Here is a 13,567-nt window from a genome sequence, read left to right as displayed (position 1 = left end):
TGACAGCATGCCTGACGGTCGTGCGAAGCGAAACAGGAGTATGATATGAAGACGCGCGCCGCTGTCGCTTTCGCGGCCAAGAAGCCGCTTGAAATCGTCGAGCTCGATCTCGAGGGGCCAAAGGCCGGCGAGGTCCTTGTCGAGATCAAGGCGACCGGAATCTGTCACACCGATGCCTATACGCTCGACGGCTTCGACAGCGAGGGAATCTTTCCGTCGATTCTCGGCCACGAGGGCGCCGGCGTGGTGCGCGAGGTCGGCCCGGGTGTGACGTCGGTCAAGCCGGGCGATCATGTGATCCCGCTTTACACGCCGGAATGCCGCCAGTGCAAAAGCTGCCTGAGCCAGAAGACCAACCTGTGCACCGCGATTCGCGCCACGCAAGGCAAGGGCGTCATGCCCGACGGCACTTCGCGGTTCAGCTATCAGGGCAAGCCGATCTTCCACTACATGGGCTGCTCGACCTTTTCCAACTTCACCGTGCTGCCGGAAATCGCGGTAGCCAAGATCCGCGAAGACGCGCCCTTCGACAAGAGCTGCTACATCGGATGCGGCGTCACCACCGGCGTCGGAGCCGTGGTCAACACCGCCAAGGTAACGCCGGGTTCCAACGTGGTGGTGTTCGGGCTTGGCGGGATCGGGCTCAACGTCATCCAGGGCGCCAAGATGGTCGGCGCCGACAAGATCATTGGCGTCGATCTCAACGACTCCAAGGAAGACTGGGGCCGCCGCTTTGGCATGACCCACTTCGTCAACCCGACCAAGGTCGGCGGCGACATCGTCCAGCACCTGGTCGGACTGACCGACGGCGGCGCCGACTACACCTTCGACTGCACGGGCAATACCAATGTGATGCGCCAGGCGCTCGAAGCCTGCCATCGCGGCTGGGGCGTCTCCGTGATCATCGGGGTCGCGGAATCCGGCAAGGAAATCGCCACCCGGCCGTTCCAGCTGGTAACCGGCCGCGTCTGGAAAGGCACGGCGTTCGGCGGCGCGCGGGGCCGCACCGACGTTCCCAAAATCGTCGACTGGTACATGAACGGAAAGATCGAGATCGATCCGATGATCACCCATGTCCTCAAGCTCGAGGAGATCAACAAGGGATTCGATCTGATGCATGAAGGCAAATCGATTCGTTCGGTCGTCGTGTTCTAAATTGCAACCGCAAACATCAGGAGGAGAGGTCCATGACTGTTCATATCCACCCATCGATTGATGACGGCGTCAAAAAGGGTTCAGGCAATTTTGCCGGCGGCACCCTGGTCTGCAAATGCAAGGACAAGCCGGTCAAGGTTGTCATCAGGGGCGATGTCGCCCACAACCACGCCTGCGGCTGCACCAAATGCTGGAAGCCGGAGGGGGCGACCTTCTCCGTAGTCGCCGTGGTCCCGCGCGACAATGTCAAGGTGACCGAGAACGGCGACAAGCTTCATATCGTCGATGCATCGGCGGCGATCCAGCGCCATGCCTGCAAGGTTTGCGGCACGCATATGTACGGCCGCATCGAGAACAAGGGGCATCCGTTCTACGGTCTCGATTTCATCCACCCCGAACTGTTCCAGGAAGGTGGCTGGGCGGCGCCGGGGTTTGCGGCCTTCGTGTCGTCCGTGCTGGAGTCCGGCGTCAAGCCGGAAGAAATGGGCGCCATCAGGTCCAGGCTCAAGGAGCTTGGGCTTGAGCCCTATGATTGCCTGAACCCGCCGTTGATGGATGCGATCGCCTCCCACGTGGCGAAATCCAAGGCGGCTTGATTTTACCCCCTCGACCCCCGTGCTGACCTGGATCCGCTGGTAGCTCATCGCTACCGGCGGATTTTTTTTGCGCGCCGAAGGCGGCTTGTCGAGGCGCGTCAGGTTCAGGTGTCCGTTGCGCCGCCGGCTTTCTTGTTGGCCGTTTTGGCCTGCTGTCGCGGACCGAGCGTGATCACCGTTTCGACGTCGTCCTTGCGGGCCGGCTTGCCGCCTTCGTCGATCAGGGCAACCCTGAACCTTTGACCTGACGTCTTCGATCGCAGCGTCAGCGGCGACGTGCCGTTGCCGATCCAGTGGTCGCTCCATTCGGTCATGGCCATGAACGGCAGGCCGAGCGCGCGGCCCATTTCGGTCAGCGGGTATTCGATTCGCGCCCGCTGCCCGTCTTCGCGGTATTCGCGGCGCTCCATGATTCCGAGTTCGACCAGGGCGGCGAGGCGATGGCTCAGCACGCTGCGGGGGATCTCGAGTTCGACCTGGAAATCATCGAACCGCCGGACGCCATATAGCGCCGATCGCAGAATCACCAGGGTCCAGCGGTCGCCGATCAGGCCGAAGGCCCTCCACAGATTGCACTGGTCCGGGGGGACGGGGGAGCGGCGGACGAGGGGGGCGTCGGTCATGAGGTCATTTTATCTGAGTTGCAAATTTGGATCTAGGTGATTATGCTGAGTCCAACAAATGGACTCAATGGAGATTTTCGTGCCCTATATCACTGTCAAGGTTCCGGCCGGCGTCCTCGGCGACGAAGCAAAGGCTGCGCTTACCAACGGCATTTGCGCGTCCGCGGCGGAATGCGAGCAGGTTCCGGACGATCCGAAAATGCGCGCGCTGTGCGTGGTCACGATCGAGGAAATCGCCGCCGGCAGCCGGTCGTTCGGCGGTCGCGACCTGTCGCAAATGCTGGTGTCGTTTGATGCCGTCGTAAACATTCCCAAGGGAATCCTCGATGATCGAAGCCGCGCCCGCTTTGTCGAGCTGCTGCACCAAGCGGTGATCGATGCGCTTCCGGGCGAGAAGCGCCGGATCACCAGTTCGTTCATCGTCAACGAAATCGAGGACGGTACGTGGGGCGTGAGCGGCAGTCTGTGGAAACTGCCGGATTTTGCCGCCGCGTCCGGCTACCGGCACTTGCAACATCTTGTCGTAAATCGCTGACCCGAACAAGCCAGCCTCCGGCGCGGAAGCGCCGGTCCCGGCGCGCTCGTCTTTCACCACAGAGGAAACGTTTCGCATGCCCAATCGATCCATGAAGCAGGACGACGTGCTGGAGGATTTCGCGGTTCGCGAGATCGCGCTGAACGATGTCACCAAGCGGGTCTACATCGCCGGCCGCGGTCCCGCGGTCATCGTCATGACGGAAATGCCCGGGATCAGCCCTCACGTCGCCCGCTTCAGCCGTTGGGTGCGCGATGCCGGATTTACCGTCTACATGCCGTCGCTGTTCGGCCGCGACGGCGCCGTGCCCGGGGTCGAGGAAGGGGCGGCAATTTTCCAGCGCGCCTGCGTCAGCGCCGAGTTCCGGGCCTTCGCGGCCAACGAGACCAGTCCAGTGACGCAATGGCTGCGGGCGCTGGCGAAACTGGCGCATGGGGAATGTGGCGGTCCCGGTGTCGGCGCCATCGGCATGTGCTTCACCGGCAATTTCGCGCTATCGATGATGCTGGAGCCGTCGATGCTGGCACCGGTGCTGTCGCAGCCGTCGCTGCCGCTCAACGATCCCGCCGGCACCGGCATGGCGCCCGAGGAGCTTGCTGCCGTCAAGGCGCGCCTCGATCGCGACGATCTCACGGTGCTGGCCTATCGGTTCAGGGGCGACAAGTTCTGCCAGGCACAGCGCTTTGCGGCTTTCGCCGATGCGCTCGGCGATCGCTTCGTGCCCCGGGTGCTGGAAGACAGCGCGGCCAACGCCGACCTTCCACCGTTCTTCGCGCAGCATGTGACGACGCCGCACAGCGTGGTGACGGCCCACCTGATCGATGAGGCAGGCCAGCCGACCATCGCCGCGCGCGACGAGATATTGGCGTTCTTTGCCCGCCGTCTGGCCTCGTGAACATCGAGCTCCGGCCGTTGACGCTGGAATCGCACAGCGCCGCCGTCCTACATGCGGTGAGGGACTGGTAGCAGAACCTGCCGGTCCTGCGGCATCTCGATGTCTTTTTTTGTCCCTATCTTGTCCTCTGCGTGCCTTTCGCGCATATTTTGGCTGGAATATTATCGAGGCTTCCCGTTTCATGGAGGCATAAAATGTCCATCTCCGATACAGCTCTCATCGTCATCGACGTTCAGGAATCGTTTCGGCAACGCCCGTTCTGGAGCGATGCGGATGTGCCTGTTTTCATGGAGCGGCTGCAGAAGCTGGTCGACGGGGCCAAGGCCCAGAACATTCAGGTCGTCCAGGTGTTCCACGTCGCCGATTCCGGACCCTTTTCGGTCGGCTCGGGTTTCGTGCGGCCGCTTTCCCCGCTGTCAATTGCGCCGGATGCCGTGTTCCACAAGCGCAAACACAGCGCCCTGGTCGGGACCGGGCTCGATGTATGGCTCTTTCAGAACGGAATTCGTCGTATCGTTATCAGCGGCATCCGCACCGAGCAGTGCTGCGAGACAACGACGCGCCACGCGTCCGACATCGGCCATACCGTCGATTTCGTTTCCGAAGCGACGCTCACCTTCGCCATGACGGATGCGCGCGGGAAAACCTGGAGTGCCGATGAAATCAAATCCCGCTCCGAACTGGTTCTCGATCAGCGCTTTGCGCGTATCGCCACGGTCGAGCAGGCGCTGGCCGGGCCGGCAACGAAATTAGCGGCATGAGCGCGGCCGGGCGGCGCACGATTCCGGTCTATGTGGTGCTGGCGCCGCTAACTCTGCTGCTCGATGTGGCGGGACCGCTGGAAGTGCTCCGCAAGGCCAACGACGAACAGCGTGGCATCAGGTTCGAAACCAGGTTTGTCGGGCCGAAGCCTGTGGCGGTGAGTTCGGTCGGGCTCACGCTGTCAAATATCGAGCCGATGCCCGATGAATTGCCGGACAACGCGTTCATCATCTTGCCCGGCACCATCAATGCTTCCGATCCGGAGGGCGGGGCGGGGCCGTTCGGCGCCGCCGAACAGAAGATCGTCGCGTGGCTCGGAAAGCGGATCAGGCCTGGTCACACGCTGATCTCGATCTGCGCCGGTGCATTGCTTGCGGGACGCGCCGGCCTGCTTGATGATCATTTCTGTACGACCCATCACTCCTATTGCCGCGAGCTTTCGGAGCTGGCGCCGAAGGCGAAAGTCATCGAGAACCGTCTCTATGTCGAGGACGGCCGGTGCCTGACCAGCGCCGGGGTGACGGCGGGCATCGATCTGATGCTGCATCTGGTGAGCCGTTTGACCGATACGGCGTGTTCGGTGCGGATCGCGCGGACGCTTGTGATCTACCTCCGCCGCGCCGGTGCCGATCCGCAGTTGTCGCCCTGGCTGGAGGGCCGCAATCATCTTCATCCCGCCGTGCACCGCGTTCAGGACGCCATCGCCGCCAACCCTGCGCGCGACTGGAAGCTTGAGGACGCCGCAGACATCGCGCACATGAGTTCCCGCCATCTCTCGCGGCTGTTCAACGAACAGGCCGGCATGAGTCTGGCTGACTACACCAATCGTGTCCGGATTGCTCTTGCCGGCGAGTTGCTCCGGCAAACGCAGCTCGACATCGAGGGCGTCGCGGAACGGACGGGCTTCGCGTCGCCGCGCCAGTTCCGCCGTGCCTGGAGTCGCTATCATCCGCAGCCACCCAGTCAGGCCCGGATGACGGCATGATCCGAGCGGCGCCCGACGGAAAATTCCGATGCTTGTCTGGCGTCGATTGAGCTAACCGGCATCGACAGCAGTCTTCGGTGCAGCCGAAGGCTGCTTCGTTGATCCCAGATTGTGCAGGCGGAGCGGATGCGGGAGAATCGATCAAGTCGATTTTTGCAGGGCATCCCATTATGGCTGATCTCAAAACGGCTCCGCTTTGGCTCATTCGGTTCAACACGATTTTGCTCTGGCTCAATCCGGGCCTGAGCCTCGTCGCCGCGATTTTGGCATTGCTGGTGATCGCGGCGGCCGGCGAACGCTCTCCTGTTAATCGAATAAATAGCGGGCCGCAGGTCGTCCGCCTCGCGAAAGCGCCGCCGCCTGAGCTGTGCCCTCCGTCGACCCTTCCGCCGGAACTGCGGGACTTGTACCTCTACGACTGATGGCTTGTTGGCCGCCACGGCAATATTGATCGCCGATGGCTTGCCGAACCCCGTGGCTCCCGTGGTATCTATGCCTCGCGCCCTGATGATGCGCGCGCGAAGGCATCGAAAGAAATGGCCGTGAGTGCAGAGATAAAACCCTACCGCATTTCGGTCGGCGAAGAGGTGCTCGACGATCTGAAGTCGCGGTTGCGCAACACCCGCTGGCCGGAGGCCGAACTGGTCGGCGACTGGAGCCAGGGCGCCCCGCTGAAATGGATCAGGGATATCTGCCGCTACTGGGCCGAGGATTACGACTGGCGCGCGCGCGAGGCGCGGCTCAACCGCTTTGCGCAATTCACCACCGACATCGACGGGCTCGGTATTCACTTCCTGCATGTTCGCTCAAAGCATCCGGACGCGATGCCGCTGATCATTACCCATGGCTGGCCCGGTTCGGTGGTCGAATTCCACAAGGTGATCGAGCCGCTGACCGATCCGACTGCGCACGGCGGCAACGCGGCCGATGCGTTTCACGTCGTGTGCCCGTCGCTGCCCGGCTTCGGCTTTTCGGAGAAACCGGCGGGCACCGGCTGGGGCGTCGACCGGATCGCGTCAGCGTGGGCGGCGCTGATGGATCGGCTTGGATATGCGCGCTACGGCGCGCAAGGCGGCGACTGGGGATCGGCGGTGACGACGGCGCTCGGCGCGCAGGACCCCGATCATTGTGCCGGCATTCACATCACGCTGGCGATGGGCGCGCGTCCCAATGTCGAGGGCCAGCCGACGCCGGAGGAAGCGCGGGCGCTGCAGGGACTCACCTATTATGCCGACTGGGATTCCGGCTATTCCAAGCAGCAATCGACCCGACCGCAGACGCTTGCGTACGCGCTGACGGACTCGCCGAGCGGGCAGGCCGCCTGGATCCTGGAAAAGTTCTGGGCCTGGACGGATTGCGATGGGCACCCCGAAAACATTCTCGGCCGCGACGAGCTGCTCGACAATGTCATGCTGTACTGGGTGACCGCGACCGCCGCCTCGTCGGCGCGGCTTTATTGGGAAAGTTTCGGCCCGAAGCGCCGCACGCCCCACAAGGTCACGGTGCCGACCGGCGTCGCCGTCTTCCCCAAGGAGATCGTGACGCCGGTGCGCAAGTGGATGGAGCCCAGCTTCACCAACATCCAGCATTGGCATGAAATGCCGAAAGGCGGTCACTTCGCGGCTTTCGAACAGCCCGGCCTGTTCGTGCCGGAGGTCCGGGACTTCTTCCGGACCTTACGTAAACCCTCAGTATAAAGTCGGCTACCGCAGCATTCGACGAGCGGCTAGATTCGCCGCCATCAAGGCTCGCCCGGAGGGGGAAAAAGAAGCCACACCAGCCAGAGGGTGGTTTCAATGCTCGCCTTGATCGAAGGACATCCGAACGTCGATGTCATTATCTTCTATATTCTCGCGACCGCGATACTGACCGTCATCCTCTATCGCCATCACCGGAAGACAAGCTAGCCAGAGGACCAATCGATTTCGCGCCGGGCGGTTGGCGGAGCTTGGCTCGCCTCCCGGGTGAAGACGCTTCGGCTCGCCCATTTCGGCTCGTGATGGACCGAAAGCGGGATTTTGTGCGCCCGTTTCCTAAGGGCATGATTTCAGGCGCTATTGGCCCTGAAAACGTGATGGTGCCGGCAACAAAATCGTCTCCAAAACCGGCTCAGCGGCATGTTTGTTGCATTTCAAACAGGCAACAAGGGAGCCGCGTCCATGTCCATCATCCGCCGTCGTGAATTCATTGCCGGTCTCGGGGCCGGGCTTATCGCCGCCCCGGCCATCGTGCGGGCGGAGGGGCCGCCGATCGTCATTCGCGCCGGCGCGCTGAAGTTGATTCATTCGATCGCGCCTTACTTCTACGATCAATTCGTGCCGGCCGGCTACAAGGTCGAGGTGCTGCCGTTCGAGACCCCGACCGAATGCAAGAATGCGGTTGTCACCAAGTCGGTCGATTTCGGCGCGTTCGGCATTGCCGCCGCTCTGCTCGGCGCCGCTGCCGGCGAACCCGTCGTGGTGATCGCCTCGACCTGCAACCGCGGCATGGCCATCATTGCCAAAAAGGATGCAGGCATTGCCACCATCAAGGATCTCAAAGGCAAGCGCGTCGCGGTGTTCCCGGGCACCACGCAGGAAGTCTTTTTCCTCGAGCGACTGCGGATGGAAGGCATGACCATCAAGGACGTCGAACCGGTTCGGGTGTCCTTCAGCGAAATGCATATCGCGCTGTCGCGCGGTGACATCGACGCCTATGTCGGGGCAGAGCCTGGACCCGGCGTGTCGTTGTCCAGCGGCGTCGGCACGCTGGTGGAATATCCCTATTCGACCGCGATGGGATCGCTCAACATGGTGTTCGGCACCCACCGCGACGTCATCACCGAAAAGCCGGATCTGGTCAGAGTCATGCTCGGCATCCACCAGCGCGCGACCGATTTCGCCGCGACCAACAAGGACGCCCTGGTCGCGATGGCGTCGTCAAAGCTCGGCCAGAAAAAGGAGGCGATCGAGGCTTCGGTGCCGAACGTCGAACTGACCTGGCGGCTCGACGCCAAGCAGATCGAACAGTCGAAGATCTATGCCGACCACATGCTGGCGCTGAAGCAGATCAAGCGGTTGCCCGACTTCGCGACCTTCATCGACGCCAGCTTCGTCGATGCGATGAAGCCGACCTGACCGTGACCACGCTGGCGTCCGATACCGAGGAGGGGGCCGCACCGGCGCGAGCGGTGTCGCGTGCGGCGATCTGGTGGCCGCGTCTGCGGCCGGTGTTACTGGCGGTGACGTTTCCGCTGGCGATGTTGGCGTTCTGGCATTTCGCCACCGTCGGTCGACCGGGCAGTCTGATTCCGCCGCCTTACGAAGTCTGGCAGGAATTAAGGGATCTCGCTTTCGGCGGCATCAATGACGACGCCTACAGCAAAACCCTGCACATTCATCTCTTGGCCTCCGTCAGCCGCGTCTATGGCGGCTTTGCGCTGGCGCTGATCGTCGGATTGCCATTGGGCATGCTGATCGGTCGCATACCGATTATCAGGCAGATGCTCGATCCGACCATCCAGATCCTGCGGCCGGTGCCGGTCACGGCATGGCTGCCACTGGCGATGATCATCTTCGGGCTCGGGCCGCGCTCGGCGTTCTTTCTGGTGTTTCTCGGCGCGTTCTATCCGATCCTGGTCAACACCATTTTCGGCGTGCGCTCGGTCGAGCCGCGGTTGTTCGAGGCGGCTTCGATGCTCGGCTGCACCGGCCCGGCGCAGTTTTTCCGCGTCGTGTTGCCGGCGGCGTTGCCGTCGATCTTCACCGGTATGCGGCTCGGCTTGGGCTTCGCCTGGGTCGTGATCGTGGTCGGCGAGATGACCGGCGTGCAGACCGGGCTGGGGGCCATCATCATGGAAGCGCGGCAACTGTCGCGCACCGAAATCGTGATTTCCGGCATGATCGTCATCGGCGCGTTCGGCTTTCTGTCCGATCAGCTCGTGATGCTGATCGGGCGGCGACTGTTGGCCTGGAGTCCGTCGCATGGCTGAAGCCACCGTTCCAATTCTGGAAATGAAGAATGTCGGCAAGATCTATTCGCAGAATGGCCGCGCCATCGAGGCGCTGCGCGGCGCCAATCTGAAAGTGAAGAAGGGCGAATTCATCTGCCTGATCGGCGCCTCCGGTTGCGGCAAGTCGACCTTGCTGCGCATGGCCGCCGGCTTCGAGGCGGCGACCCACGGCGAGAACCTGATGTGGGGCATGCCGATCACGGGGCCGGGACCGAGCCGCGGCATGGTGTTTCAGGACTACGGGTTGTTTCCCTGGCTCAGCGTTCGCGACAATATCGGCTTCGGTCCGAAATCGCGCGGCCGTACCAAGGCCGAAATCCGCGAGACCTCGGATCATTTCATCGAACTCGTCGGCTTGCAGAATTTCGCCGACGTCTATCCGCACCAGCTTTCCGGCGGCATGAAGCAGCGCGTCGCCATCGCCCGCGTACTCGCCAACGATGCCGAGGTGGTGCTGATGGACGAGCCGTTCGGCGCATTGGACGCCATGACCCGCGAACGCTTGCAGGACGAACTGGTAGAGATCTGGTCCCGCACCGGGCTGACGGTGTTGTTCGTCACGCATGCGATCGAGGAAGCGATCTTTCTGGCCGACCGCGTGGTGGTGATGTCGCCCGGTCCCGGCCGGATCGACAACGAATACATCATCGACCTGCCGCGACCGCGCGATACCACCAGCAACGAGTTCAACGAATGGCGCCGCTTGCTGTCGTCGCAACTGCACAGCCATCACGGCCGCAAGGCCGGCTGATCCGCAGTCGCCGTGCGGTTGTCCGCGGCAAGAAAAAGCCCCGGCTGTCAAGATCAGCCGGGGCTTCATCGTCAGGCACGTCTCAGGAACAGACGTTCACGAGCTGGACACGCGGTCCGCGGAAGGTGTCGACGATCTGCTTCTGATAGCAACCGTCGTTTCCGCCGACATAGAACGACGAACCACCGAAGAAACGGCTGTGGCGATAGCCACCATGCCAGTATCCACCGTGATTGCCCCAGTTGCCTTTCTGATAGATCCCGCCATACGGGCCACCCATTTTTCCGCCGCCGTGCCCACCCATGCCGTGCGCAGAGGCGACGGTGGGAGCGAGCGCTGCGCTTAGCGAAGCAGCCGCAACAAGTGCGAGAGTCATTTTGCGAAACATCGTTTTTCTTCTTCCATGTGTTGTGGTGCTGTGCACCGTCCAAGTGTTGTTGTGACGCGGCCTGTATCGAGATGGTTCACTGCATTTTTCTGAATGGATGTTCAGGCAATCGTTTGAAAGTACGAAGATTTATCGAGCGCGCATTGACGGCGCACGTCGCGACAAAAAAGCATTCCGGCGTCAAGCCCGGTCTCGCGCCAACCACAGCGTTTTCGCGATGCGAGGCCTGCGTAAACTCCTCCTGACAAGATCAAAACAAAAGTGCAGACTGCCGATCAAAGCGAACATCGGGCATTGCAATAGTCCGAGGCTGGGGAGGCGCTGCGATGCGGACTGACCGTGATTTGCCGGAAACCGGACGCACAGCTCCGCAGTCTGCGAAATCGAAACATTCAGGCCGCCTCACGCGGCGGAGCCTGCTTGCCAGCGCCGCGCTTCTGATCATGACCTCGGGCGTCAGCGCGCGGGTGGTGACGAAAGTGCTGCCCTGGCAGCCGAATGAAGCCTATCCGGTGCCGCCGGTGATCCCCGGCGGCTACCTGTTCTTTACCCCCGCAGAAGCCGCCGCCGTCGACGCCATCGTCGATCGCCTGATTCCGACCGACGATCTCGGCCCCGGCGCCAAGGATTCCGGCGTTACCACCTTCATCGACCGGCAACTGACCGGCCCGTTTGGCGGGCACGACTGGCTCTATATGCAGGGGCCGTTTTCCTCGACACCGTTGCCGACACAGGGGCTGCAATCGCCGCTGGTGCCGCGCCAGCAATATCGCCTCGGGCTGGCGGCGTTGGAAGCCTACTGCAAGGCGAATTTCAACGGCAAAGCCTTCGCCCAGCTCAGTGGCGACGAGAAAGACAAGTTGCTCGGCGGCATGGAAAAGGGCGACGTCAAGTTCGACAATTTCTCGAGCCGGATGCTGTTCAACGCGATCTATGCCAACACCATGGAAGGCTTCTTCGCCGATCCGATCTATGGCGGCAACCGCGACATGGCGGGCTGGAAGCTGATCGGCTTCCCCGGCGTTCGCTATGATTTCCGTGACGTGATGGCGAAGCCAAACCAGGCCTACACGCTGCCGCCGGTGGCGATGCAGGGCCGTCCGGCGTGGGGAGAAAACTGATGGCCCGCCGTCTTCCCCCCAAGGATGTCGTCATCGTCGGTCTTGGCTGGACCGGATCGATCATGGCTCTCGAACTCGCCCGCACCGGCCTCGATGTGGTTGCGATCGAGCGGGGCCCGTGGCGCGATACCGCGTCCGATTTCAACATCGGCACCGCGCCCGATGAGCTGCGCTATGCCGTCCGCCACGACATCTTCCTGCGTCCGAAGCAGGAAACGCTGACGATGCGGAATAATCCGTCGCAGACCGCGCTGCCGATCCGAAAGTGGGGCAGCTTTCTGCCCGGCAACGGCGTCGGCGGTGCCGGCGTGCACTGGAATGGCCAGACCTGGCGGTTTCTCCCCGACGACTTTCGCATCCGCTCGCACATGATCGAGCGCTACGGCGAAGGCATCATGCCGGAGGGCCATCAGATCCAGGATTGGGGGGTCAGCTACGAAGACCTCGAGCCTTATTACGACAAGTTCGAATACGTCGCGGGCATCTCCGGCAAGGCCGGCAACATCAAGGGCGCCAAGCAGGCGGGCGGCAATCCCTTTGAAGGCGCACGCGAGCGGGAATACCCGACGCCGCCGATGACACAGGGCTATGCGCAGTCGCTGTTCACCAAGGCGGCCGGCGAGCTCGGCCTGCATCCGTTTCCGCGGCCTTCCGCCAACATTTCCGTGGCCTATACCAACCCCTACGGCTGCAGCATGGCGCCGTGCACCTATTGCGGTTTCTGCGAACGGTTCGGCTGCTCCAACTATTCCAAGGCCAGTCCGCAGACCTGCGTGCTGCCCGCGCTGGTACGCGAGCCGACCTTTGAGGCGCGCACCGAATGCGAGGTGACCAAGGTCAATCTCGCCAAGGACGGCAAGACCGCGACCGGTGTCACCTATGTTGATCTCAACGGCGAGGAATGGGAGCAGCCGGCCGACGTCGTGCTGGTTTGCGCCTACAGCCTCTTCAACGTTCGTCTGCTGCTGCTGTCCGGCATCGGCAAGCCCTACGATCCCGCCACCGGAGAGGGCGTGGTCGGGCGCAACTATGCCTATCAGACCGGTTCGGGCTCGACGGCGTTTTTCGAGGATGCCAAGTTCAATCCGTTTGCGGCGGCAGGTTCGCTGGGCGCGGCGCTCGACGACTACAACAGCGACAATTTCGATCACGGGCCGCATGGCTTTGTCGGCGGCGCCTCGATCACCAGTGCCCACACCAACGGGCGGCCGATCCAGTATCACCCGGTTCCGCGCGGCACGCCGGCCTGGGGCAGCCAGTGGAAGAAGGCGGTCAAGGAAACCTACCAGCGCGTCACCAATGTCGGCGCGCAGGGCAGCGTGATGAGCTATCGCAACAACTATCTCGACCTCGATCCGACCTACAAGGATCCGCTCGGCCGTCCCCTGATGCGGATGACGTTCGACTATCAGGACAACGAGAAGAAGATGGCGAACTGGATGGCCGATCGCTGCGATGAGATCGCGAAAGCGATGGGCGCCAAGACGACGCAGATCAACCGTCTCAATGTGCCCTGGAACGTGGTGCCGTATCAGTCGACCCACAACACCGGCGGCGCGATTATGGGCGCCGATCCCAGGACCAGCGTGCTCAACCGCTATTTGCAGTCGTGGGACGTCTCGAACGTGTTCGTGATGGGCGCGTCGGCGTTTCCGCAAAATGCCGGCTATAACCCGACTGGCACGGTGGGCGCGCTGACCTACTGGTCGCTCGACGCGATCAAGAAATATCTGAAGTCGCCCGGACCTTTGGTGCAGATATGAGG

The 13,567-nt window shown here is 62.4% G+C and carries 15 protein-coding genes; 13 read left to right on the top strand and 2 right to left on the bottom strand.

Annotated elements, in window-relative coordinates; all coding sequences use genetic code 11:
- The first annotated feature begins 45 nt into the window (after window positions 1-45).
- Window positions 46-1,155, top strand: a complete 1,110-nt coding sequence (locus BLS26_RS08850) for an S-(hydroxymethyl)glutathione dehydrogenase/class III alcohol dehydrogenase (RefSeq protein WP_092510242.1) — start codon at window positions 46-48, stop codon at window positions 1,153-1,155.
- A 32-nt stretch (window positions 1,156-1,187) separates the two neighbouring features.
- A complete protein-coding gene (gfa, locus tag BLS26_RS08845) occupies window positions 1,188-1,751 on the top strand; it encodes an S-(hydroxymethyl)glutathione synthase (protein ID WP_092510240.1) in 564 nt (187 codons plus the stop codon).
- A gap of 104 nt (window positions 1,752-1,855) precedes the next feature.
- Here gfa and BLS26_RS08840 read toward each other — a convergent pair whose 3' ends face one another.
- Window positions 1,856-2,374 carry a winged helix-turn-helix transcriptional regulator gene (locus BLS26_RS08840; protein ID WP_092510238.1) on the bottom strand — a complete coding sequence of 173 codons (519 nt, stop codon included), beginning with the start codon at window positions 2,372-2,374 and terminating at the stop codon, window positions 1,856-1,858.
- 79 nt (window positions 2,375-2,453) lie between these two features.
- Here BLS26_RS08840 and BLS26_RS08835 point away from each other — a divergent pair, with 79 nt between their 5' ends.
- From BLS26_RS08835 to BLS26_RS08795, 9 genes are all read left to right on the top strand, one after another.
- The gene (locus BLS26_RS08835) at window positions 2,454-2,909 is read left to right on the top strand and encodes a tautomerase (RefSeq protein ID WP_157676387.1); all 456 of its coding nucleotides are present in this window, start codon (window positions 2,454-2,456) and stop codon (window positions 2,907-2,909) included.
- A 76-nt stretch (window positions 2,910-2,985) separates the two neighbouring features.
- A complete protein-coding gene (locus BLS26_RS08830; RefSeq protein WP_092510234.1) occupies window positions 2,986-3,804 on the top strand; it encodes a dienelactone hydrolase family protein in 819 nt (272 codons plus the stop codon).
- A gap of 194 nt (window positions 3,805-3,998) precedes the next feature.
- Complete coding sequence (locus BLS26_RS08825) at window positions 3,999-4,565, top strand: isochorismatase family protein (protein ID WP_092510232.1); 567 nt, start codon at window positions 3,999-4,001, stop codon at window positions 4,563-4,565.
- A complete protein-coding gene (locus BLS26_RS08820) occupies window positions 4,562-5,551 on the top strand; it encodes a GlxA family transcriptional regulator (RefSeq protein WP_092510230.1) in 990 nt (329 codons plus the stop codon). Before BLS26_RS08825 ends, BLS26_RS08820 begins: the two co-directional genes overlap by 4 nt.
- Before the next feature lie 170 nt (window positions 5,552-5,721).
- Complete coding sequence (locus BLS26_RS08815; protein ID WP_092510228.1) at window positions 5,722-5,973, top strand: hypothetical protein; 252 nt, start codon at window positions 5,722-5,724, stop codon at window positions 5,971-5,973.
- A 114-nt stretch (window positions 5,974-6,087) separates the two neighbouring features.
- Window positions 6,088-7,248 carry an epoxide hydrolase family protein gene (locus BLS26_RS08810; protein ID WP_172804571.1) on the top strand — a complete coding sequence of 387 codons (1,161 nt, stop codon included), beginning with the start codon at window positions 6,088-6,090 and terminating at the stop codon, window positions 7,246-7,248.
- Between the two features lie 468 nt (window positions 7,249-7,716).
- Window positions 7,717-8,667, top strand: coding sequence for an ABC transporter substrate-binding protein (locus BLS26_RS08805; RefSeq protein WP_092517816.1), 951 nt, complete (start codon window positions 7,717-7,719; stop codon window positions 8,665-8,667).
- 11 nt (window positions 8,668-8,678) lie between these two features.
- Window positions 8,679-9,521 carry an ABC transporter permease gene (locus BLS26_RS08800; protein ID WP_371360926.1) on the top strand — a complete coding sequence of 281 codons (843 nt, stop codon included), beginning with the start codon at window positions 8,679-8,681 and terminating at the stop codon, window positions 9,519-9,521.
- Window positions 9,514-10,293, top strand: a complete 780-nt coding sequence (locus BLS26_RS08795) for an ABC transporter ATP-binding protein (RefSeq protein WP_092510226.1) — start codon at window positions 9,514-9,516, stop codon at window positions 10,291-10,293. Before BLS26_RS08800 ends, BLS26_RS08795 begins: the two co-directional genes overlap by 8 nt.
- An 82-nt stretch (window positions 10,294-10,375) precedes the next feature.
- On the opposite strand, the gene BLS26_RS08790 is transcribed toward BLS26_RS08795, so the two are convergent.
- Complete coding sequence (locus BLS26_RS08790; RefSeq protein ID WP_092510224.1) at window positions 10,376-10,681, bottom strand: hypothetical protein; 306 nt, start codon at window positions 10,679-10,681, stop codon at window positions 10,376-10,378.
- 326 nt (window positions 10,682-11,007) lie between these two features.
- On the opposite strand from BLS26_RS08790, the gene BLS26_RS08785 reads away from it, so the two are divergent.
- Both BLS26_RS08785 and BLS26_RS08780 read left to right on the top strand, forming a co-directional pair.
- Window positions 11,008-11,802: a gluconate 2-dehydrogenase subunit 3 family protein gene (locus tag BLS26_RS08785; protein ID WP_092510222.1), complete on the top strand. Its 795-nt coding sequence runs from the start codon at window positions 11,008-11,010 to the stop codon at window positions 11,800-11,802.
- Complete coding sequence (locus BLS26_RS08780; protein ID WP_092510220.1) at window positions 11,802-13,565, top strand: GMC family oxidoreductase; 1,764 nt, start codon at window positions 11,802-11,804, stop codon at window positions 13,563-13,565. The genes BLS26_RS08785 and BLS26_RS08780 overlap by 1 nt, the downstream gene beginning before the upstream one ends.
- Window positions 13,566-13,567 lie beyond the last annotated feature (2 nt).

It is taken from the genome of Afipia sp. GAS231, from assembly GCF_900103365.1.
GTDB lineage: Bacteria > Pseudomonadota > Alphaproteobacteria > Rhizobiales > Xanthobacteraceae > Bradyrhizobium.
Note: the sequence above shows the minus strand (reverse complement) of the source record. Positions and strands in the feature narration are given on the sequence as shown.

Bases quoted from the DNA above. Each gene is read 5' to 3' on its own strand.
- BLS26_RS08850 (WP_092510242.1), top strand. From the start codon at position 46: ATGAAGACGCGCGCCGCTGTCGCTTTCGCGGCCAAGAAGCCGCTTGAA.
- gfa (WP_092510240.1), top strand. From the start codon at position 1,188: ATGACTGTTCATATCCACCCATCGATTGATGACGGCGTCAAAAAGGGT.
- BLS26_RS08840 (WP_092510238.1), bottom strand. From the start codon at position 2,374: ATGACCGACGCCCCCCTCGTCCGCCGCTCCCCCGTCCCCCCGGACCAG.
- BLS26_RS08830 (WP_092510234.1), top strand. From the start codon at position 2,986: ATGCCCAATCGATCCATGAAGCAGGACGACGTGCTGGAGGATTTCGCG.
- BLS26_RS08825 (WP_092510232.1), top strand. From the start codon at position 3,999: ATGTCCATCTCCGATACAGCTCTCATCGTCATCGACGTTCAGGAATCG.
- BLS26_RS08820 (WP_092510230.1), top strand. From the start codon at position 4,562: ATGAGCGCGGCCGGGCGGCGCACGATTCCGGTCTATGTGGTGCTGGCG.
- BLS26_RS08815 (WP_092510228.1), top strand. From the start codon at position 5,722: ATGGCTGATCTCAAAACGGCTCCGCTTTGGCTCATTCGGTTCAACACG.
- BLS26_RS08810 (WP_172804571.1), top strand. From the start codon at position 6,088: ATGGCCGTGAGTGCAGAGATAAAACCCTACCGCATTTCGGTCGGCGAA.
- BLS26_RS08795 (WP_092510226.1), top strand. From the start codon at position 9,514: ATGGCTGAAGCCACCGTTCCAATTCTGGAAATGAAGAATGTCGGCAAG.
- BLS26_RS08790 (WP_092510224.1), bottom strand. From the start codon at position 10,681: ATGTTTCGCAAAATGACTCTCGCACTTGTTGCGGCTGCTTCGCTAAGC.
- BLS26_RS08785 (WP_092510222.1), top strand. From the start codon at position 11,008: ATGCGGACTGACCGTGATTTGCCGGAAACCGGACGCACAGCTCCGCAG.
- BLS26_RS08780 (WP_092510220.1), top strand. From the start codon at position 11,802: ATGGCCCGCCGTCTTCCCCCCAAGGATGTCGTCATCGTCGGTCTTGGC.